This window comes from Faecalibacterium prausnitzii (genome assembly GCF_003287495.1).
Taxonomy (GTDB): domain Bacteria; phylum Bacillota; class Clostridia; order Oscillospirales; family Ruminococcaceae; genus Faecalibacterium; species Faecalibacterium prausnitzii_I.
The window spans coordinates 278897-298242 of sequence record NZ_PRLE01000003.1; the positions used below are offsets into that span (position 1 = coordinate 278897).

The 19346-nt window shown below is 53.2% G+C and carries 19 protein-coding genes; 7 read left to right on the top strand and 12 right to left on the bottom strand.

Annotated elements, in window-relative coordinates; all coding sequences use genetic code 11:
- Window positions 1–3: 3 nt before the first annotated feature.
- Window positions 4–1899, bottom strand: coding sequence for a sigma 54-interacting transcriptional regulator (locus C4N22_RS07255; RefSeq protein ID WP_181567183.1), 1896 nt, complete (start codon window positions 1897–1899; stop codon window positions 4–6).
- 219 nt (window positions 1900–2118) lie between these two features.
- On the opposite strand from C4N22_RS07255, the gene C4N22_RS07260 reads away from it, so the two are divergent.
- The 5 genes from C4N22_RS07260 to C4N22_RS07280 all read left to right on the top strand — a co-directional run bounded on the left by C4N22_RS07260 (window position 2119) and on the right by C4N22_RS07280 (window position 7462).
- Window positions 2119–3309, top strand: coding sequence for a CaiB/BaiF CoA transferase family protein (locus C4N22_RS07260; RefSeq protein ID WP_112148487.1), 1191 nt, complete (start codon window positions 2119–2121; stop codon window positions 3307–3309).
- Window positions 3310–3339: 30 nt separating this feature from the next.
- Complete coding sequence (locus C4N22_RS07265) at window positions 3340–4251, top strand: hydroxymethylglutaryl-CoA lyase (RefSeq protein ID WP_112148569.1); 912 nt, start codon at window positions 3340–3342, stop codon at window positions 4249–4251.
- Between the two features lie 92 nt (window positions 4252–4343).
- Window positions 4344–5438, top strand: coding sequence for a TRAP transporter substrate-binding protein DctP (dctP, locus tag C4N22_RS07270; protein WP_181567184.1), 1095 nt, complete (start codon window positions 4344–4346; stop codon window positions 5436–5438).
- A 149-nt stretch (window positions 5439–5587) separates the two neighbouring features.
- Window positions 5588–6124, top strand: a complete 537-nt coding sequence (locus C4N22_RS07275) for a TRAP transporter small permease (protein ID WP_112148489.1) — start codon at window positions 5588–5590, stop codon at window positions 6122–6124.
- A gap of 15 nt (window positions 6125–6139) precedes the next feature.
- The gene (locus tag C4N22_RS07280; RefSeq protein WP_112148490.1) at window positions 6140–7462 is read left to right on the top strand and encodes a TRAP transporter large permease; all 1323 of its coding nucleotides are present in this window, start codon (window positions 6140–6142) and stop codon (window positions 7460–7462) included.
- Window positions 7463–8200: 738 nt separating this feature from the next.
- Here the strand turns inward: C4N22_RS07280 and C4N22_RS07290 are convergent.
- Genes C4N22_RS07290 through C4N22_RS07310 form a run of 5 tightly spaced genes read right to left on the bottom strand, consistent with a single transcriptional unit; the run spans window position 8201 to window position 13520 of the window.
- Complete coding sequence (locus tag C4N22_RS07290; RefSeq protein ID WP_112148492.1) at window positions 8201–8905, bottom strand: DUF554 domain-containing protein; 705 nt, start codon at window positions 8903–8905, stop codon at window positions 8201–8203.
- Between the two features lie 31 nt (window positions 8906–8936).
- A complete protein-coding gene (locus C4N22_RS07295) occupies window positions 8937–10262 on the bottom strand; it encodes an SLC13 family permease (RefSeq protein ID WP_112148493.1) in 1326 nt (441 codons plus the stop codon).
- A gap of 24 nt (window positions 10263–10286) precedes the next feature.
- Window positions 10287–12017, bottom strand: a complete 1731-nt coding sequence (locus C4N22_RS07300; protein WP_112148494.1) for an alpha/beta hydrolase family esterase — start codon at window positions 12015–12017, stop codon at window positions 10287–10289.
- 26 nt (window positions 12018–12043) lie between these two features.
- Window positions 12044–13204, bottom strand: coding sequence for a UxaA family hydrolase (locus C4N22_RS07305; protein ID WP_112148495.1), 1161 nt, complete (start codon window positions 13202–13204; stop codon window positions 12044–12046).
- 13 nt (window positions 13205–13217) lie between these two features.
- On the bottom strand, window positions 13218–13520 hold the full coding sequence (locus tag C4N22_RS07310) for a UxaA family hydrolase (protein WP_022256559.1): 303 nt from the start codon (window positions 13518–13520) through the stop codon (window positions 13218–13220).
- Window positions 13521–13646: 126 nt separating this feature from the next.
- Between C4N22_RS07310 and C4N22_RS07315 the strand changes: the two genes are divergently transcribed.
- Together C4N22_RS07315 and C4N22_RS07320 are read left to right on the top strand one after the other, a co-directional pair.
- The gene (locus C4N22_RS07315) at window positions 13647–14597 is read left to right on the top strand and encodes a LysR family transcriptional regulator (RefSeq protein WP_112148496.1); all 951 of its coding nucleotides are present in this window, start codon (window positions 13647–13649) and stop codon (window positions 14595–14597) included.
- Between the two features lie 23 nt (window positions 14598–14620).
- Complete coding sequence (locus C4N22_RS07320) at window positions 14621–14899, top strand: hypothetical protein (RefSeq protein WP_242980980.1); 279 nt, start codon at window positions 14621–14623, stop codon at window positions 14897–14899.
- Window positions 14900–15166: 267 nt separating this feature from the next.
- Here C4N22_RS07320 and C4N22_RS07325 read toward each other — a convergent pair whose 3' ends face one another.
- The 6 genes from C4N22_RS07325 to C4N22_RS07345 form a co-directional block, all read right to left on the bottom strand.
- Window positions 15167–16777, bottom strand: a complete 1611-nt coding sequence (locus C4N22_RS07325) for a recombinase family protein (RefSeq protein WP_112148497.1) — start codon at window positions 16775–16777, stop codon at window positions 15167–15169.
- 221 nt (window positions 16778–16998) lie between these two features.
- Complete coding sequence (locus C4N22_RS07330; RefSeq protein WP_112148498.1) at window positions 16999–17532, bottom strand: DUF5626 family protein; 534 nt, start codon at window positions 17530–17532, stop codon at window positions 16999–17001.
- A 292-nt stretch (window positions 17533–17824) separates the two neighbouring features.
- Window positions 17825–17971, bottom strand: a complete 147-nt coding sequence (locus tag C4N22_RS13255; RefSeq protein WP_112148499.1) for a cyclic lactone autoinducer peptide — start codon at window positions 17969–17971, stop codon at window positions 17825–17827.
- 13 nt (window positions 17972–17984) lie between these two features.
- Complete coding sequence (locus C4N22_RS07340; protein WP_005934533.1) at window positions 17985–18515, bottom strand: DUF5626 family protein; 531 nt, start codon at window positions 18513–18515, stop codon at window positions 17985–17987.
- Window positions 18516–18533: 18 nt separating this feature from the next.
- The gene (locus C4N22_RS12885; protein ID WP_005924488.1) at window positions 18534–18704 is read right to left on the bottom strand and encodes a hypothetical protein; all 171 of its coding nucleotides are present in this window, start codon (window positions 18702–18704) and stop codon (window positions 18534–18536) included.
- Between the two features lie 12 nt (window positions 18705–18716).
- A complete protein-coding gene (locus tag C4N22_RS07345) occupies window positions 18717–19304 on the bottom strand; it encodes an accessory gene regulator B family protein (RefSeq protein ID WP_005924490.1) in 588 nt (195 codons plus the stop codon).
- Between the last annotated feature and the right edge of the window lie 42 nt (window positions 19305–19346).

Sequence of the window (19346 nt, forward strand, 5' to 3'; positions counted from 1 at the left end):
AGGTCACTCCTCTTTTTTGGCTTTGGCTGCACCGGATTTCTTCTGCATTCTCCACAATGTCGTCCGTCCAAGACCCAGCTTATCGGCAATGGTGTTGTCGTTGTACTTGAGCAGCCGCTTCATCTCCGCAACGCCCTCCACAATGGCCTCCGGGGTGCTGTCGGCGGGGTCCTGCAGGGCAGGGTATTCCTGCCGCAGCTGTTCCAGAAGCTCGTCCTCGCCAATGGCCTTGATGAGGAGCTGCCGCTTGACGCCGGGGGAGGGGTTCATGGCCTGCCGGTAGAGGTAGACATACCGCTTGACCACCGCCGAAAGGGTGATGAGGTTGGTGGGCCAGGCATAGAACCGGAGCAGCTCGTCCAGTTCTTTCCAGAGCTCTTTCTGCCCGCGCAGCGAGACCGTGCCCGCCTCCCCCCGCACCGCAAAGATCCGGAACAGCTCGATCACATCATCGCCCCGCTCCCGGAGCGGCGGAAGGGTAAGGGAAAAGACCGAGAGCATCTCCCGCAGCTCCCGGGGGAAGCGGCCCGCCTCTTCCGGCTCCAGCAGGGTGATGATGCGGGCCTGGAACACCTTGAGGGTGGTGCCGCCCACGCTGAAGAACGAGTGGTAGACCAGCACCTGTCTCAGGCAGGCGAAGAACGACTCGGACGCGCCGCCCAGCCCCTGCAGGACGATGGTGCCATTGCCCGCCAGCTCAAACAGACCCGCGTGGTCGTTGGCGCCCTCCTCGCTGCCAAAGAGGGTACGGGAGGCATCCTGTCCCACCACCGTGGCATTGATCACCACAAAGGGCTCGCTGGCGTGGGGCGAGCTCTGGTGGATGCACTGGGCAAAAAAGCTCTTGCCGGTGCCACTCTCGCCAAGGATCATGATGTGCTCCTCGGTCTGGGCCAGCTGTTTCCCCGCCGTCATGGCCTGGGTGATGGCCACCGAATCGCCCACAAGGTCTTTCCACTGGTGCCGGGCCACAAATTTCTGGGTATCCGCCGTCTTTTTCCGGCGGCTGCTGTCCGGCAGCATGGTAATGAGCATTCCCACCTGGCGGTTGCCCTGCTGGAGCTGAGTCTGCACACAGCGCACCATGGTACCGTTGAGCAGGTGGATGTGGTCGGTCTTGATCTGGCCGCTCTTATAAAACGTGTTATAAGAGAGCGGGGGAACCAGCTCGCCCAGCTCCAGGCCCCGGAGCTTGCGGCCCTGCAGGCCCACCAGAGCTTTTGCCTGCTGGTTGAACGTGGTAATGCGGTCGTTCTCATCGGTGATGATGATGCCCGCCGGCACGTCCCGGACCAGCGCGTCCGTGATGGCCTCCTTGCGGGAGGAGGCCTGCAGCTCCGCGGCCAGAAGGCGGGCCCGCTCAATGCTGGTGCGGATGGTGTACTCACCATCGTAGATGAGGATGCACGGCAGCCCCAGCCGCTCGGCCACCTCCACCGTCAGGGACGCTCCAATGACGCAATCACAACTGGTGTGCTCCAGCAGGTAGGTCAGCTCCGGCTCGCTCTCAAAATAAATGGGCTCAATGGGGATGCCGGCCAGCTCCTGTAAAGCCTCAAAATTCATCTGGCGGCTCTTGCGGTAGATGGTCACACCCACCCGCCTGGCCCCCATATCCCGGGCGCGGCAGAGGCAGTACACATAGTCCGACATATCAATGTGCAGCTCCACAAGGTGCTCGGAAAAGCGCTGCTTGAATTCTTCGGCATTGGCGGAGCCTGCCACGAACACTTGGCAGCCCTCGCTGTCCGCCTCGTTGACCACCTGCTCCAGTGTTTCGATGGCGCACTCTTTCATGACCACGGTGGTGTCCTGATAATTCAGCTTATCAATGACCTGCTGCGCCATCTCCCGTAATTTTCGATAACCAAGAAAGCAGATTTTGTAACTGTTGCCCAAAATGTTTCCTCCCTTGATGTTGCGAAAAAGCATCTTTTTTCTCTCTTTTTGTTCCACGCGTCCTAAATATACACGAAATTGGAACAGAATGGAACACTTTTCGGCCATTTTGTCAAACAATTGACCATATCACGGTTCATGAATAAAATAAAACATCGGCAGTTCACTCTACAACTGTATTTTCGGTTTTGGTTAATTCTTGCAGGAGGTGTACAGGAAATGGAAGGTTTGCTGGATGGTATCGTTGTTTTGGATCTGGGCCGCGTGCTCGCGTGCCCTTATGCAGCAACGATGATGGCCGATATGGGTGCTACGGTGATCAAGATTGAGAACCCCAAGGGCGGCGACGATACTCGTAAGATGGGCCCCTTTGTCAACGGCAACAGTGTTTACTACGCAAACTTCAACCGCGGCAAGGTCGGCGTGACCCTGAACCTGAAAGAGCCGGAAGGCAAAGAGATCTTTAAAGAGATGGTCAAAAAGGCCGATGTCGTGCTGGAGAACTACCGCCCCGGTACGATGGAGAAACTGGGCCTGGGCTATGATGTGCTGAAAGAGGTCAACCCCGGCATCATCTACGGCTCGATCTCCGGTTTCGGCCACACGGGCCCGCTGAGCAAGCGCGCCGGTTATGACATCGTTGGTCAGGCCATGGGCGGCCTGATGAGCACCACCGGCTGGCCCGATGGCCCCGCCACCCGCACCGGCACCCCGATGGGCGACGTGCTGGGCGCGCTGAACATGACCGTTGGTGTGCTGGCTGCTCTGGTCAACAAGCAGCGGACCGGCAAGGGCGAGAAAGTGGATGTGGCTCTGGTGGATTCCGTGGCAGCCGCCATGGAGAACATTACCATGATCTATCAGTCCACGGGCCGCATTCCCCAGCGCATCGGCAACCGTTACGAATCCACTTACCCGTATGACACGTTCCCCGCAAAGGACGGCGACGTGGTCATCGCAGCCGGCAACAACAAGCTCTACGCCATCCTGTGCGATGTGATGGGCAAGCCTGAGCTGAAGACCGACCCCCGCTTTGCAGAGGTCAAGGACCGCGTTGCAAACCATGTGGCCATGCGCGAGATCATCGTGCCCTGGACCAAGCAGCACACCATTGATGAAGTGGACAAGCTGCTGAACGACGCCGGCTGCCCGTCCTGCCCTGTGAACACCCTCGACCGTCTGGTCGTGGATCCGCAGATCGCGGGGGCTCGCGGTATGTTCCCCACCATCGATCAGCCGGGCATCGGCGAGCTGCAGATCACTGCCATCCCGGCACATACCACCCGCACCAGCACCGCTCCCCGCAAAGCTGCCCCGCTGCTGGGCGAGAACAATGCCGATGTGTATGGCAAGCTGCTGGGCCTGGACGAGGCCAAGCTGGCTGACCTGAAAGCTAAGGGCGTTATCTGACACGATACAGAGAAAGAAAGCTGGATGATTATGAGTAAGCAAATCGAAGTCATCGAAGTTGGTCCCCGCGATGGTTTCCAGAGCGTGAAGTGCACGCCTCCCATCCCCACGGAGATCAAGCTGGACGTCATCGACCGTCTGGTCGCCGCCGGTGTGAAGCACATCGAATATACTTCGTTCGTCAGCCCTAAGGCCATCCCGCAGCTGGCAGACGCCAAGGCTGTGACCGAGGTGGTACTGAAGAAGTACCCCGATCTGGACCTGTTTGCTCTGGTGCCCAACCTGCGCGGCGCGCAGAACGCCTATGAGCTGGGCCTGCGCAAGGTTTGCTACGTTGTCTCGCTGAGCACCAGCCACAACAAGGCCAACATCAACCGCACCCACGAGCAGTCGCTGGAAGCTTACAAGGAGATCCGCGCCGCTTACCCCGATATGAACATCGTGGTAGACCTGGCCACCACCTTTGGCTGCCCCTTTGAGGGCAAGTACAACGACCCGCAGGCCGTTGTCACGTTCCTGAAAGATTATGTGGATGCCGGTATGACCACCTGCTGCCTGTGCGACACCGTTGGTCTGGCAGACCCCGAACAGGTCAAGGCCGTGATCGGTGCCCTGAAAGCCGCTTACCCGGCCCTGACGCTGCAGGTTCACTTCCACGATACCCGCGGACTGGGCATGGTGAACACCATGGCAGCCATTGAGAGCGGCGTGGATGAAGTGCAGTCCGCTCTGGGCGGCCTGGGCGGATGCCCGTTTGCACCCGGCGCTTCCGGCAACCTGTCCACCGAGGATATGGTCTGGATGCTCAACGAGTCCGGCTATGAGACCGGCGTAAACTTCTCCAAGATCCTGGAGGCTGCCAAGTATCAGGTGGGCGTCGTGCCCGGCAACTACAGCGGCCACCACATCCACATTGAGAAAGAGACGCCTTGCAAAGCCTAAACTACGGATCCATGCGGGAGATGTGTTCTATGCATCGGCACATGTTCTGCTTTAAGCGAAGAGATGCAATCACACGGAAAGGTATGGTTATTATGAAAAAGATCAATCGTCGCAATTTCCTGAAAGTTATGGGTCTGGCTTCCGCTTCTCTGACCCTTGCTGCCTGTGGCGGCTCTTCCAGCACCGCAACGAGCACTGCCGCAAGCACTGCTACCAGCACCGCGGCAAGCGCTGCAGCCGGTGATGCCGCTGCCGCCGCTTCCGATCCCGCTGTTTCGTTCAGCGTCACCAACACCCACTCCGGTGAGGGCGTTCAGGACAAGAGCATGGACAAGCTGATCGAGCTGGCCGACAAGTACTCCGGCGGCTCCATCAAGGGCACCAAGATCGCCGGTGGTTCTCTGGGCGGCGAGCGTGAGGAGACCGAGATGCTGCAGCTGGGCACTCTGGAGTGCGCATTCGTTGCTGATATGGGCGTTGACTCTGCCATCGGTGGTCTGGGCTGGGCCTGGCTGCCGTTCATGCTGACCGACTACGATCAGGTCGATGAGTACTACATCAACGGCTGGATCAACGACGAGCTGACCAAGCAGTATGCCGACAACGGCCTGATTCGCGTGGCACCCACTGAGAACTGCTTCCGTGAGTGCGGCAACGTCAAGCGCCCCATCAACTCCATGGCTGATATGACCGGCCTGAAGATCCGCGTGCCTGAGACTCAGGCCTGCCAGGACTTCTACACTGCTCTGGGTGCAATTCCTGCTGCTATCGCAACTTCCGAGACTCTGGCTGCTCTGGAGCAGGGCACCGTGGATGGCGTCGATAACTCCATCTACAACATGAAGTCCATGGGTGTTCTGGAGAAGATCAAGTACATCACCATGCTGAACTACATGTACTCCGGCGCTTCCATCACCTGCTCTGAGGAGTTCTGGAACAGCATGACCGCAAACCAGCAGGCCGCTTTCAAGCAGGCTGCTGACGAGGCCGGCGCTTTCTTCCGTGAGAACATGCGTGCCGACGAGCAGACCATCCTGGATCAGGGCAGCTTCGAGGTTGAGGAGATCGATCCTTCTTCCGACTTCTACAAGCAGATGAAAGAGAAAGCTGTCGAGCTGTGGGCTGGCTACGCAAGCGAGTATCCTTCCGACATCATGGACCGCATCAATCAGGACTTCTCCGTCTGATCGCTGCTGAAACCGTAACATTTCCAGAAATCCATTCTTTCCAGGTTGCCCGCAGAGCAGCGAAGACATTTCCTGCCTCCGTTGTCCCTCCGGGCAACCGGATTTTATGGAAAACAATTGGCTATAAACTGATAAATTGAGGTTTGTATATGAAAAAAGAAAGGAATTCGGTCATTGCCAGCCGCAAAATCGAACATGGAGTCGTCAAAGTAGAAGACGGTCTTCTGGCTGCGTTCATGCTGGTTCTGACTTTCTCGATCATTTTCCAGGTCGTCTGCCGCTATGTTCTGAAAGTCAGTTCTCCCTGGTGTGAGGAGCTGGCGCGTTACCTGTTCATTGCCATGACCTACATCGGCTCTGGCCGCGCGTTCATCAACAATGGCCACATCGGCATCGACCTGATGGACACCATCGTGGATAAGAGATCCAAAGATCCTGAGAAGTTCATGAAGATCTTCAACCGCTTCTCCGAGATCATCACCCTGGCCTTCATCGTCCTGTTCGGCGTCTTCTACTTCCAGTATCTGATGAAGATGGCTCAGCGCCCGCAGGAGTCCGCAAGTATGCACATCAACATGCTGATCCCTATGAGCACCATTCTGATCGGCGTGGTCCTGATGGTTTATCACTCTGTCTGCCGCCTGTTCTACAGCTATGAAACACCCGCGGCGGCAGCTGAAGAATAAGGAGGAGGTACTGTTATGAATCCTATCGCGTTGTTAGGCATCTTCCTGCTGTTCTTCATTGGTCTGGCGATGTTCTGCAAAGTTCCTGTCGCTTACTCCATCGGTTCCGCTACGCTGGCTGTCGTCGTGGCCGCCGGCATGAAGTCCTCCACCATCTGCACCGTCGCGTTCTCCGGTCTGGACAGCTTCCCGCTGCTGGCCGTGCCTCTGTTCATCTTCGCCGGTGCCATCATGCAGCACAGCGGCATTGCCCATGCTCTGGTTGACCTGATCCAGTCCATCGTGGGCCGTCTGCGCGGCTCTCTGGGCGCTGTCACCATCCTGACCTCCGCTGCATTCGGCATCCTGACTGGTTCCTGCATGGCTACCATCAGCTGCATCGGCGGTATCATGATCCCCGAGATGAAGAAGAAAGGTTACTCGGACGCTTACTGCTCCGCACTGGCCGCCGCTTCCAGCTTCCTGGGCATCCTGATCCCCCCGTCTGTCCCCGGCATCATGTATGGCCTGTGCGCAGGCGTCAGCATCTCCGCTGTCTGGCTGAGCACCGTTGGCCCGGCTATCTGCTGCATCATCCTTTTCATGCTCATCAACTACTTCCGTCAGGGCCGCCGTGAGGAGAAAGAGACCACCCCGTTCGTTCTCTCCACCTACGCTGGCAATATCGGTAAGACCTTTATCCGCGCGATCCCCGCACTGATCATGCCCGTCATCATCTTCGGCGGCATCTACGGTGGTATCTTTACCGCTACCGAGGCTGGTGCGGCCGCCGTGCTGTACGGCATCATCTTCTACTTTGTCAAGCGCGTGATGAACAAGAACAACGTGGATGAGACGTTCATGAATATGACTGTCCACGCTGCTGTCAGCACCGCTACCATCTGCATCCTGATCGGCTTCTCCAACTGCTCCGGCCGTGTCATTTCCATGATCGGCATTGCTGAGGCCATCAAGGCTTTCGTCACCACCCACATCTCCAGCACGTTCGGCTTCCTGATCTTCGCCAACATCCTGTTCCTGATCTGCGGCATGCTGATCGACATCAACGCCGCAATCCTGCTGATCGTGCCCCTGCTGCTGCCCACCGCTGTTGCAATGGGCGTTGATACCATCCACTTCGGTGCCATCATCCTGGTCAACCTGAGCGTTGGTTTCATCACTCCTCCTTTCTGCAGCTCCGTGTTCATGGCTCAGAAGCTTTCCGGTGCCCGCTACGTGGATATCATCAAGGAAGTCATGCCGTTCGTTATTGCAAGTCTGATCGTCGTGATCCTGACCACTTACTGCCCGGCTCTGTCTACCTTTATCCCCAACATGGTTGCCGGCGCGGCAGCCTGATCCGCTCATAATTACCTCCTTTTTCGTTACGAGCAGCCTGTCCCGGAGGGCGCAAACTCCTGGGACAGGCTGTTCCATTTTCAAAGGGATCCAGTTCCCGCAGTTTCAGCCACTTTCACACAACTTCTGTTGTGGACCCATACCCTTTCCCATCTCCTCCTTTTTGTGCAGGCCGGTGCCCATTCTCCCGCAAAGCCCACCACTTTGCACCGCCGGCCTGAACGCCCAATCTCGGAAAAGCTCCTCGTCTGATTTTTAGCGATGGATCAGGCGGGGAGCTTTTCGTGTTTTTGCTATTTTGGGGCAGGGCAAACAGAACAGGCCCATCGGATGCCGGATCCATACGGACGTTGGCATCCGCGGCGACGGCGAAGCCGGCATGGCCTACGGCGTTGGTGGTTCCGGCGCGTTTGGCATGAAAAATGGCCCGGTGTCCGCTACCAACGAAACCACCGAGCCAAACCCCACAGGGTCAAGCCCATTATACAGGACCTGATCCCGCAAAGTAAAGCGAGGGCAGTATGAAGAAGTACAATCTCTCCAAGATCATGCACAAGGCATGCACGAATCACCTAATCGGACATGGATAATTTCTTGACTTGCGATCGAAATGAAGTCCGCTAAAAAACAACCTCCTTTCTGACACTGTGATCGTCGGAAGGGAGGTTGCCTTTTAAGGAGAATGGTATAATGAAGAAAAAAGAAGAAAGAAAATAGCAAGTAGATTTTAGTGGCAGATTATCCCATCAGTGCAGTCCATGCGCTTGAGATCAGGAAAATCAGGATAAGCGCAGGCAGCAGGTTCAGAACCTTCAGATCTTTTTTGATACCGGCCAGGCTGAGACCGGCACAAAGGGTAATGATACCGCCCGTTGCGGAAAAGTCTGCAATGATATCTGGCGTAATAAAGGATTGCACTGCACCGGATCCCAAAAACAGCGCGCCGTAGATGATGGCCTGCGGAATGCAGAGCATCGGAACGATTTTGCCAAGGATAGAGCCGAAGATGCAGGCCGTGACAAAATCCAGAATGGATTTCGTGATGAGGATGCTTCCATCACCGGTCAGACCCTCATTCAATGCACCGTACCAGCCTGTGCCGCCGCAGCAGAACAGGATCACAACTGCACTGACCTGAGCAAGAAACCGCTCATCTGCGGCTGCGCCGTTCATCAGCTTATGCACTACTCCAGTCACAAGCTTTCGGATGCGGTCATCCAGCATCACCAGCTCGCCCAGAATACTGCCGATCACCAATGTCAGAACAACAGCCGAAAGGTTCTTTACTTTCAAGATCAGAACGATGCCCATTGCAATGGCTGCGATTCCAAGGGTATTGTTCAGAGCCTTTTTCAGAGAATCCGGCAGACGAGTTCCAAGTACAACACCCAGAACTGCGCCAAGACAGGTAATCAAAACATCCGTTGTAATTCCTATGGGCATAGTTACTGTAATGTGCCTCCTTTTTTATGTATCAGAGCGGATAGATCGTCATGACCCAGAGGATATTTGCAGCGGACAGCAGAATTGCAGGCAGGATAGACTGCTTCATGTTGCTCTTCATATCATAGCCGCCGATGCCCATAACCATAGGAACGGTAGGCGTTGCCATCGGGGTCATGAAAGCGGTGCAGCAGGCAGAGGCGACCAGCAGCAGCGGGCCGGTGCAGTCTGCGCCCATGCTCTTGCAGGCCAGAATCGCGATGGGAGCAAAAATCGCCATAACGGTACGGTTCTGCATGATCTGGGTCAGGAAGAAGGGGATCAGATAGAACAGTGCGCCGATGAGGTAGGGATTGCCAAGGCTGGATGCCGTACTTGCGATAGCGTTGCCGATCAGGTCACCTGCACCGGTGTTTGCCAGCGCAGAGCCCATGCACAGACCGCCAGCGACCATCAGGGTCAGGTCGATCGGCATGGAAGCGCAAGCTTCCTTAGAAGACAGAACACCGGTGGCAACGGTTGCAACGGCACCGATAAAGGAAATTTCCCAAGCAGCCAGATTCGGACCGCCGATCGCAGCCAGCACATTGTTCAGCGGAGTATTGAAGATCAGGCAGAGAGAAACGAGGCAGAAAATTGCGATCGCAGAGATCTCCTGCGGCTGTTTCAGCGGCTCGTGATGTGCAACGCGCTTGGAAAGTTCAGAGCTGTCCTTGCTTGCAACGATGGGCTTCTCAGGGGCAAAACGGAAACCAACAAAAGTGGTGTAAAGAATCAGGACCAGCAGGCTCATGCCACGGCCTTTGAACAGATCCATTGCCTCCATGGTGTACTGCTCGTAACCATTCGCTGCAATGTAGCCGTTCAGCTCAGCCAGCATTGCCAGAGAGCCGCCGACCGGGATAATTGCACAGGCTGCGATACTGACAAGGCCGACGCTGAAGATGGTCTTGCTGATGCTGATGTTCATTTCTTCACAGGTTGCGGTAACGATCGGAGCCACAATGCAGAACGCTGCAACTGCGCTGCCGGTAAAGGTAGCCGCCATAACAGTCGCCAGTGTAAAGCCCAGCATGACCATGACCATGCTGCCCTTGGAGATTTTTTTGACGGTGCTTGCCACCAGATGGATGGCCTTCGTGCGCTTGAAACCTTCTGAGATGACAAACATACTGGTGATCATCACGAGGTTTGCGTTGCCGATATTGCCCAGAATATCTTTCGGGCCAATGCAGCCGGTCAGCAGGAAGAGAACGATGCCGATACAACCCACCGTACCGACGGAGAGCTTATTCCAGATATAACCTGCAATCACAACAGCACTGATTGCAAAGCAAATGATCATTTGAGTCGTCATTTGTGATTCCTCCACTCGAATGTCTTAAACGTCTGATTCATTGACGGGACGGCCACGGTAATACAGCGTACCGTCTTCGCTGCGATGAAACTGGCTGAGGAACTGGTCATAGCTGATCCAGCTCTCTTCCGGGTAATTTGCGTGGACCATGTTGTCCACACGTCCAATCACGACCATCGGCACGCCCTGTTTGTCCGGGAAAGCATACCATGTGATCGGCTCTGTTTTCCAAGTCTCCACATTGGCCGGGTCCAGATGATACGTTTCCAGCTTCTCCATCAGAGTTGCACGCAGCTCATCCGAGAGGCAGAAGGGCAGCACCGGGTCTTCCCCATGACCAGCGGTGAGGAAGTCCTGATCGCCGTAGATCATCATTGTAGGAACGTGCTGCTCGCAGGCAGGCCACTCACGATACATCTTGCTGGGGCAGCGCAGTGCAGACCACGGAGCAACCGCAGCGAAAATGTCGCCAGCGGTATAAGCCAGCAGGTCGCTCATCATGCCGCCGCTGGATTGACCCATTGCATAGACACGGCTCTTATCCACCGAATGACGGCTCTCTACATCTGCCACCAGTTCCCGGATAAACTTCACATCGTCCACCGGAGTATCCTGATAAATGCCGCACCACAGGAGGACATTGCGCAGACCGTTCGGCTTCTGCTGATAGACGCCAGCTTCGGGAACGACCGCAATAAAGTGACGTTCCTCTGCAACGGTGGAAACACAGCTCAGATCAAAGAACGTCTCTGCTGTGCCTCCGCGACCGTGGAACACAACGACCAGCGGCCATTTCTGATCCGGAGTGCAGCTCTTCGGCACATACTCGTACCAAGTGCGTGTCATGCCGTCCACTTCCATGGTCTTCTTTTCCGCGCCACAAGCGATCGGCTCTTTGAAATAGCGCAGCTGCTTCTTGCCGGGGCCTCTGTGGCGGCGTGCAAGGCCGATATAGCTCCATGCCGCTTCCATCTGTTCTTTCGTAAAAGGATCTTCACGAACGGCCAGACGAACCTGTGCGATCTGCTCCTCATTGACTTCGCTCAGAACGCGCACCGGAGTCGGCATCCAGATCTCATCTGCGCCTTCTCCGGACAGCGGTGCACCGACAACATGGTTCTGCTCTTTCCAGAAGTCAACAGCAGCGGTGTTGTCTGCGTTTTTTGCGGTCATGCTCATCCAGACGGGGAGCTGTGCAGCCATACCCATGACTTTCAGCTCTACTTCACCCTGATCGGACTCGCCGCGCAGAGCGGTATGTTCTGTGTTCAGATCGCCGTTCAGGTCGCCGAACGTCATCAGTCCGCTCCACTCGCTTGCCATCCGGCGTGCAGCCTGATGTGCGGCAAAGCTGCCATCACCGATGCCGCAGAGATAGATGTTATCCTGCATCGTAATATAGAAATCGCGTGCCTGAATCGCAACGTAAATGGCGTTCAGATAATCGGCATCACTGCCGTCCGCGTTCCATGCAGTCTCCGACGTTGCCAGATGCAGGAACAGCTTTTTGTCCTCTGCGAAAGCTTTCAGACCGGAAGCTTCCAGATACTCTTCCGGCTTCTCACCGGAAGGGATCGCAGCGACCAGACAGGGCTGGCAGTAATCCAGACCCTCCGGAATATAGGTCAAAAATTTGCGAGGCTGTCCGCCGACCTTTGCAGTCTCCTGAAAGAGACCGGAAATCAGCGTGCGCTTGGGATTGGAAAAGTCGATAGGAAGGTCTCCCATCTTTTCCGGGAATCGTTTGATATCCATTTGTGATCCTCCCGCAGTTGACACAATTACACGAAGCGGCAGACATGATCGACTGCAATATCCGAGAAGCCGAATGCTTCCGCCTTGGTCATCTTACCGTTGCAGATATCCTGAATGTTGTTCAGCATCTCTGCGCCCATCTCCTGATAGGTCTTTTCGCCGCGCACGATGGGGCTGAGGTCCACGTCCATGTTGTCCTCCATGTGCTGATAAGTACGAGCATTTGCCGTGACCTTCAGGACGGGGACGATGGCGTTGCCGGTGCAGGTGCCGCGGCCCGTGGTGAAGATGACTGCGTTGCAGCCTGCAGCGACCATCGAGGTGACAGAGGAAATATCATAGCCGGCGGTGTCCATAACGACTGCGCCGCGCTTCGTGGGAGGAACAGCCTGTTCCAGAACCTCGACGATGGGACGGGTGCCGCCCTTGCGGATGCAGCCAAGGCTCTTCTCGTCCAGAGTGGACAGGCCGCCTGCCTTGTTGCCGGGGGTGGGCTGACCGGCGCGGCAGTCCTGACCAGCGGATTTCAGATGGGCTTCGTAGTCCTTGCAGACCTGAATGATCTGGTTGTGGATGGCCGGGGCAGCCGCACGCTTTGCCAGCAGATGCTCGCCGCCGATCCATTCGATGGACTCGCTCATCATGGTAGTTGCGCCCAGATCGACCAGCAGATCGCTCAGTTCGCCGACTGCCGGGTTGCTGGCAATGCCGGAAGTGGCGTCCGAACCGCCGCACTCGATGCCCAGCATCAGCTCGGAGATGTCGCACAGCTCTTTCGGCTGCATGGCAGCTTCCGCTGCCATCTTGCTGGCGGCGCGAACCGCTTTCTCAATGGTCTTGAGGGTACCGCCCTCTTCCTGAATGCCAAAGGAAACGACCGGCTTGCTGGTCATGGCCTGGATCTTCTCACGCAGCTTTGCGTGGGGAACGGTCTCACAGCCCAGACCGATGATAACGACGCCGTAAACGTTCGGGTTGCAGGCAAAGCCCGTCAGGACTTTCTGCGACATTGCGGTGTTGGCAGCAACATCGGAGCAGCCGGTGTTGAACACGATGTTGACCGCACCGCGCACCTGACTTGCCACGATCCGGCAGCTCTCACTGCCGCAGGCGCAGGTGGGAAGGATCAGGACATGGTTTCGGATACCTGCACGGCCTTCTTTGCGTTTATAACCCCAGAATTGCATCTCCGATTCCTCCTTATTCCTGTACCATTTCGCTGTCGTAGTCACGTGGCACGCTGACCAGATTGTTGTGGGAGACCCAGTGGCCCTTTGCAGCGTCCTCGGTCATCACACCAAGGCTCTCGCCGTACTTGATGACCTCGTCGCCCTTCTTCAGATCGACCAATGCGACCTTGTGGCAATAAGGGATGTTCTCCTCTGCTTTCACGGTGCAGAACTCCTGCCCCTTGCGGTAGACAACATCCTGTCCGGCGGCAACTTCTGTCACGCAAGTCACAACATTGTCTTTTTCGTCCATGAGCAATGCGTTGATTTCCATGTTCATTCTCCTTTCGACATGGTTACTCTCTTTGTGACTTTACAATACCACCAATGTGCAGTATAATCAATTTTATAGATTTTATAAAGCTATAAGTATTTTTTATGATACAGTAGGGTGAACGTTATGAAGCAGGAGATGCAGTATATCTACCAAGTCTATCAATCCGGGAGCTTTTCCAAAGCAGCGCAGGCTCTCTATTTAACGCAGCCCGCTCTGAGCATCGCCATCCAGAAAGTCGAAGCGGAGATTGGGATGCCGCTGTTCATTCGGGATAAAAAGCCGTTGGAATTGACCGATGCCGGAAAAGTCTACATCGAAAAGGTCAAGCAGATCATGCACCTTGAATCGGAGCTGTCCAAAGAGCTGAGTGATCTTTCCAGCCTGAACATCGGCAGTCTCGTTTTGGGCGGAACCCATTATCTGAACTCCTATATCCTGCCGCCTGTGCTGACGACTTTTCAAAAACAATATCCGGGCGTCCATCTGGAGTTGGTGGAAGCCAGTTCCAACGAGCTTATCGAAATGCTGCGCGAAAATAAAATCGACCTGACCTTTAACTGCATCCCAAACCCGAAGGACAATTTCCGGCGAACACCCATTTTCAAGGACAATGTTCTAGTCGCCGTCCCGACCTCTTATCCCATCAACAACACTCTGAAAAATTACGCATTGACCGCAAGAGACATTATGTTCCGCCGCAATCTCATGCCGGATTGTCCGGCGATTCCCTCGCTTGCTCCCTTTGCGGATGTGCCGTTTATCCTATTGACCAAGGGCAACAACCTGTACAGCCGCTCTGTTGCGTTGTTTGAGGATGCCAAGATCGACCCCATCGTCCGGCTTCAGGTGTCACAGCTTGTGACGGCGTATCATCTGGTCTGTTCCGGCCTTGGTGCGGCGTTCATCAGCGATTGGATGGTACTCTACGACCACGACGATATGCGCTACTATAAAATAGCTCATCCGCTGGCCGTTCGTCAATTTGATGTAGTATCTTCCAGTCGGAATTATCTTTCCAAACCGCAGAAGGCGTTTATTGAATCAATCAGCAGCTATTATCATCCATATCTCTAATCAATTCCAGTGCTACCTATCAGTTGATGATCTCCGGCGGCGACATCAAGGCGGTGCAGGGGACCACAGGACACGCCAGTGCGGATATGCTGGTGAACACCTACGCCCATATCCAGCAGTCCTCCCGTGTGGAGCTGGGCAAGAAGTTTGAAAGCGGCTTCTATGCCAAGCCCGACACCCCCAGCCCGCAGGCTGTACCCGCCGCAGGCGAACCCGCCATCTCCATGACGGCTCTTTTGGAATTGCTCAAGGATGCCGACCCGGAAATGAAGGCAAAGCTTCGCCTGGCACTGCTCACCTGATGCAAAAAAGGGCACTGATTGCAATGCAATACAGCGCCCTACATCATCGGACATGGATAACACCGACCGTGCAGAAACCGTGCAGCCATGGCTTACAAAACCAAAAAGCCATGAAATCTTTCGATTTACAGCTTCCACAGTAGACATTCCTACGCGTTGGAACCCGCGGGCTAAGCAACAGCAACGGGTTGCGTTAGCTGATTTTTCCGCAGCCCCTTGGCAGGGCTTTGAAAAATCAGAACGCGGCCCCAACAACTCCTCCCTGTTTCAGCCGCAGGCTGCGGTCGTCGTTGTTGCACTGGGCTGATTGCTTGCGGTGCTATGCGCCGCCGCCCTGTTCGAGCCCCTTCCATCGCGCAAACAAAAAAGAAAAACCAGTACACAATGTGTACTGGTTTTTCTTGGTGCAGTAAAGCAATCCAAATCCGAACCATTTTCTTTTGATGCGGCTTGAGCCGCTTCCTCAAACGTGATGGTCTGTGTACCTTCTTTATAGTTAAAGGTTATCAAAACCTTATCATCGTACAGATAAATCGAATTGATGAACGTATCCACCAACGCCTGCCGCTGGTCTTTCAGGCTCATGTCCAGCTTACGGAACCTCATCAACCAGAAACGGATAAATTCCTCTTTGATCTTGGGCTTTGCCAGCTTTTCTTCTGCAATGCGGGCTTCAAGCTCACGCTTGGTTTCTTCGAGCTGCTCCAGCCGTTCCTTGGTGGAACTGGTGAGGATTCCGGCCTGAATCGCGTTGAGCATATTCTGGATACCTGATTCCGCATCCCTGAGCTGCTTCTCATAGAGGGGAAGGTTGGTGTTCTCCCGGTCTTGCAGTTCCATGACTTTGGCGATGATGGATTCCATGGCGGCATCGTCCCGGACAAGCTGCATGGTCTGGTTGACCACCAGATCTTCCAGCCACTGTTTGCGGACGGTTTTCTTCTTGCAGCCCTTCTTCTTTTTGGCAGTGGCACATTTATAGTAGCGGTGGACTTCTCCCGTCCGGCTCGTACCGCTTTCGCCAAACATCAGCGCACCGCAGCAGCCACAGTGCAGCTTGGTTGTCAGCAGGTAATCGTCCTCTGCCTTTCTCCGGGCAGGGGCTTTCTTGTTTTTGGCAATCTTTTCCTGCACATCATCGAACAGTTCCAGCGGCACGATGGGCGGAATCGCATCCGGCACGACCACATCCCGGAATTTCAGTTCTCCGATATAACGCCGGTTTTTGAGCATGTGCTCCACGCTGTTGTAAGTAAATTCGCCTCCGACCGGGTTCTTGATGCCGTTTTCATTCAACCAGTCCCGAATCTCTTTCATCGTAAGGCCATCCCGATACTTCGTGAACGATTCCAGCACGAAAGGGGAGGCAAGCGGGTCGATGTGAAATTTCCGCTCGGAATCCAGCGTATATCCAAACGTTCCACGACCACCGTTGCAGCGGCCTTTCAGGATGTTCTCTGTCTGTCCACGGACAACCTTTTCGGCAAGGTCGGCAGAGTAGTATTCTGCATAGCCCTCCAGAACCGATTCCAGAATGATACCCTCTGGCCCCTCGGAGATGATCTCCGTAGCTGACATGAGCTTGACACCGTTCTTCTTCAGCTGGGTTTTATACCGGGCACTATCGTAGCGATTCCGGGCAAAACGGTCAAGTTTCCAGACCAGTACAATATCAAACAGCTTCTTGTCGCTGTCCTTGATCATCTGCTGAAACTGCGGGCGGTTGTCCGTCTTAGCAGAGATGGCACGGTCAATGTAGTGCTTGACGATAGTGATGCCATTTTTCTCGGCATACGCCGTACATTCACGAATCTGACCCTCAATGGATTCTTCGCGCTGGTTATCACTGGAATAGCGGGCGTAAATCACGGCGGTCATGGCGGACACCTCTCATTCTACATCATTGAACGGTGGAGCGTTCTTTCAAAGCATTGTTTCGTATAATGTATATACCATTTTTTCATAGAGAAATCAAGACATTTAGAATTTTTTCCTTTCCGTCTTACAACAATTAAAAAGTTCGCCGGACATCTTAAAATATATCCGGCGAACTTCTTTAAGTGATTCTGAAGCTGTTAACAAGCAAATTCTTGAAAAAATCAGTACAGCTCTGTAGTGATCTGATTGCCAGAAATCGAGGCTCTCACGCCTCCACTTTTCGTCCAAAGCGTAACAACCGGATTGTCAAAATATGTGAATTTTGCATATCCCTCAACAACAGCAGGAAGAACAGGCGATTCCATCTGCCTAACAACGTTAATCTTGGCATCTTCATACGATGTCATAATTCCAGTTATCGCAAGCCCCCATGTCCGCTTAATTTTTGTGTAAAGGCCAGCTTTTTCCAATTCAATCCAATATTCCATTGTTGCCAACCCATTTGTTCCTGTAATCTTCCACACTCCAGATAGTGCTCGACCCGTATTGATGGGTTCGGCAGTGATCTTTGCAATCGAACCATCTGGCAATCTCACAGTTTTTTCGTGCTTGACGCGATTGTCAAGATCAAAGGACATCGAAACAGTGGGCTGTTCTGCTACTGCCTCTTGTGCGGCCGAAGCACAAACAGCCGAAAGTGAAAATACCAATACCATTACCATGCAAAGCGAAATCAACCTTTTTCTCAACGTCATTTTAAGTCATCTCCTTTTATTTTAATATAGAATTTGACAGCATAGCGGATAAGGTATTTTGCAAGTGCAAGAAAAGCGATTATCACGACTGCTGTTGTTAATATAATCATTAAGATTTCCGGTACGCTAAATTTCATAAATGCACCTCAACTAATGATCAACTTGTTTTCAAAGAAATTGTCTGCATCGGAATCGCCCCCACCTCAATTTTCATTTTTAGAAGTTTGAAATAAGCCAATTGCATTTTTTCAAAGTACAATAGCTCCAATAGTATAATACTTTTTGAAACAAATTATTTTCGATTAAGTAATTCTGGAACATCCGGCTGATATGCTGTAAAACAACAGGTGCTATTCACACTTAAGACTGCGAGTGCCATTGCAAAAGCACATGTAATTTTACTCAAGGAAAAAAGTAGTTTTTTGTGATTTCGTTTCATATTATCCTCCACATTACATAGAATACGTTACATCGACTTCATTGTTTGTTCCACGAGGAGTTCCCTTCAGCCAGCAAGTATGAGAAGCAATACCATTATAAGCGTTACTGGTAAAGGTGAGTTTTGCCGAACTGGAGTTATACGTCAAACTTGCATCACTATATGTGGAACCCAAAGTTGTAATCGAATAGTCCCATGCATTTGTGACTTTGTTATTCGTCACTGTCATATAAAAATATGCATGAATCACCACTCCCTTATACGAAACCTTCCAAGAATTCGACGATTTCGCTACACGAGAAATTGAATTGTCCACTGACTCGATAGTAATAGTTGCTGGATCACCATTACTGTCAACTACCGCAATTGCGAGCTTCTCGTTTGCCTTCAGTTGATCGAGATTGCTAAAAGTAACAACATTGTTCTTAACGGTAGCTTTCGGTGAATTCGATTCAGCGAAGGCAGACTGAACGCCAAACGACATTACAACCGCAATAAAAAGCAGACTCGCCGTAAGTTTTTTGATGAATTTTCTTGTACTCATGATCACATTTTCCTTTCCTTATTTTGATTTGATTGCTTTTACGACTAAATAAATGACCAGTATGCCGATGCAGAGAGAAATAATTGTCAATGCCTCTGCCGTTGCATTAAGGCAAGCACCAATAAAATAAACCAATACCAAAAATGCAACAAAAGCGATAAGAAGCAGCACCCATTTGTTTTTTTTCATGTTATCACCTCCCTATCTACAAAAGTTGGCATTAAATTTTTGTTGAACCAAAGGAATTGTTGAGAATACAATCAATACCCATTTGGAGAGATAGTAGCAAACTACATGACGTGTATACGGAAGCACATTAAAAATGGCAAGCAGGAAATCTATTGACGAAAGAACAGATGCGACCATCTTGTAACTTGACCGCTTCTTTTCACTTAAAGGCTTATTCTTTGCTTCGATAGGTGAGAGAAAGATAGAGATGCCCAAAAGAGCTACTGTTGTCAGGATACGGAAAAGGTGATTTGCTGCGATTGCCTTACTTAGCAAAATGCAGATAAGTGCCAGTCCGGAGAATGCCAAATAGCATCTGGTGTGCGATGTTGCATGGTATCCGCCAATGTAGATTCGCTGTGGGATAAACCCAATCAAAAATGAAAGTGCGTACCGCACATCACCACACACAACAGCGATTAAAACAACAAGCAGAACGCTCACAACAGATGATATGAGCAACTCGTACCCATAGACATACGCATCCGCCTTTGCTTCATCTATCACTTTTTGCTCGCAGAAAAGACGGACTGATTTTTGAGACAGCGTGCGTTCCCACATTGCAGTTGCGCCACCTTATCTTCTGATTTTTGCTTCACTGTA

What these genes read in the sequence shown, in the direction of transcription:
- dctP (WP_181567184.1), top strand. Translation starts at nt 4,344, where the DNA reads ATGAAAAAGATCAATCGTCGCAATTTCCTGAAAGTTATGGGTCTGGCT.
- C4N22_RS07340 (WP_005934533.1), bottom strand. Translation starts at nt 18,515, where the DNA reads ATGAGTACAAGAAAATTCATCAAAAAACTTACGGCGAGTCTGCTTTTT.
- C4N22_RS07290 (WP_112148492.1), bottom strand. Translation starts at nt 8,905, where the DNA reads ATGCCCATAGGAATTACAACGGATGTTTTGATTACCTGTCTTGGCGCA.
- C4N22_RS07260 (WP_112148487.1), top strand. Translation starts at nt 2,119, where the DNA reads ATGGAAGGTTTGCTGGATGGTATCGTTGTTTTGGATCTGGGCCGCGTG.
- C4N22_RS07265 (WP_112148569.1), top strand. Translation starts at nt 3,340, where the DNA reads ATGAGTAAGCAAATCGAAGTCATCGAAGTTGGTCCCCGCGATGGTTTC.
- C4N22_RS07310 (WP_022256559.1), bottom strand. Translation starts at nt 13,520, where the DNA reads ATGGAAATCAACGCATTGCTCATGGACGAAAAAGACAATGTTGTGACT.
- C4N22_RS07345 (WP_005924490.1), bottom strand. Translation starts at nt 19,304, where the DNA reads ATGTGGGAACGCACGCTGTCTCAAAAATCAGTCCGTCTTTTCTGCGAG.
- C4N22_RS07315 (WP_112148496.1), top strand. Translation starts at nt 13,647, where the DNA reads ATGAAGCAGGAGATGCAGTATATCTACCAAGTCTATCAATCCGGGAGC.
- C4N22_RS07305 (WP_112148495.1), bottom strand. Translation starts at nt 13,204, where the DNA reads ATGCAATTCTGGGGTTATAAACGCAAAGAAGGCCGTGCAGGTATCCGA.
- C4N22_RS07330 (WP_112148498.1), bottom strand. Translation starts at nt 17,532, where the DNA reads ATGACGTTGAGAAAAAGGTTGATTTCGCTTTGCATGGTAATGGTATTG.
- C4N22_RS13255 (WP_112148499.1), bottom strand. Translation starts at nt 17,971, where the DNA reads ATGAAACGAAATCACAAAAAACTACTTTTTTCCTTGAGTAAAATTACA.
- C4N22_RS07275 (WP_112148489.1), top strand. Translation starts at nt 5,588, where the DNA reads ATGAAAAAAGAAAGGAATTCGGTCATTGCCAGCCGCAAAATCGAACAT.
- C4N22_RS07280 (WP_112148490.1), top strand. Translation starts at nt 6,140, where the DNA reads ATGAATCCTATCGCGTTGTTAGGCATCTTCCTGCTGTTCTTCATTGGT.
- C4N22_RS07295 (WP_112148493.1), bottom strand. Translation starts at nt 10,262, where the DNA reads ATGACGACTCAAATGATCATTTGCTTTGCAATCAGTGCTGTTGTGATT.
- C4N22_RS12885 (WP_005924488.1), bottom strand. Translation starts at nt 18,704, where the DNA reads ATGAAAAAAAACAAATGGGTGCTGCTTCTTATCGCTTTTGTTGCATTT.
- C4N22_RS07325 (WP_112148497.1), bottom strand. Translation starts at nt 16,777, where the DNA reads ATGACCGCCGTGATTTACGCCCGCTATTCCAGTGATAACCAGCGCGAA.
- C4N22_RS07300 (WP_112148494.1), bottom strand. Translation starts at nt 12,017, where the DNA reads ATGGATATCAAACGATTCCCGGAAAAGATGGGAGACCTTCCTATCGAC.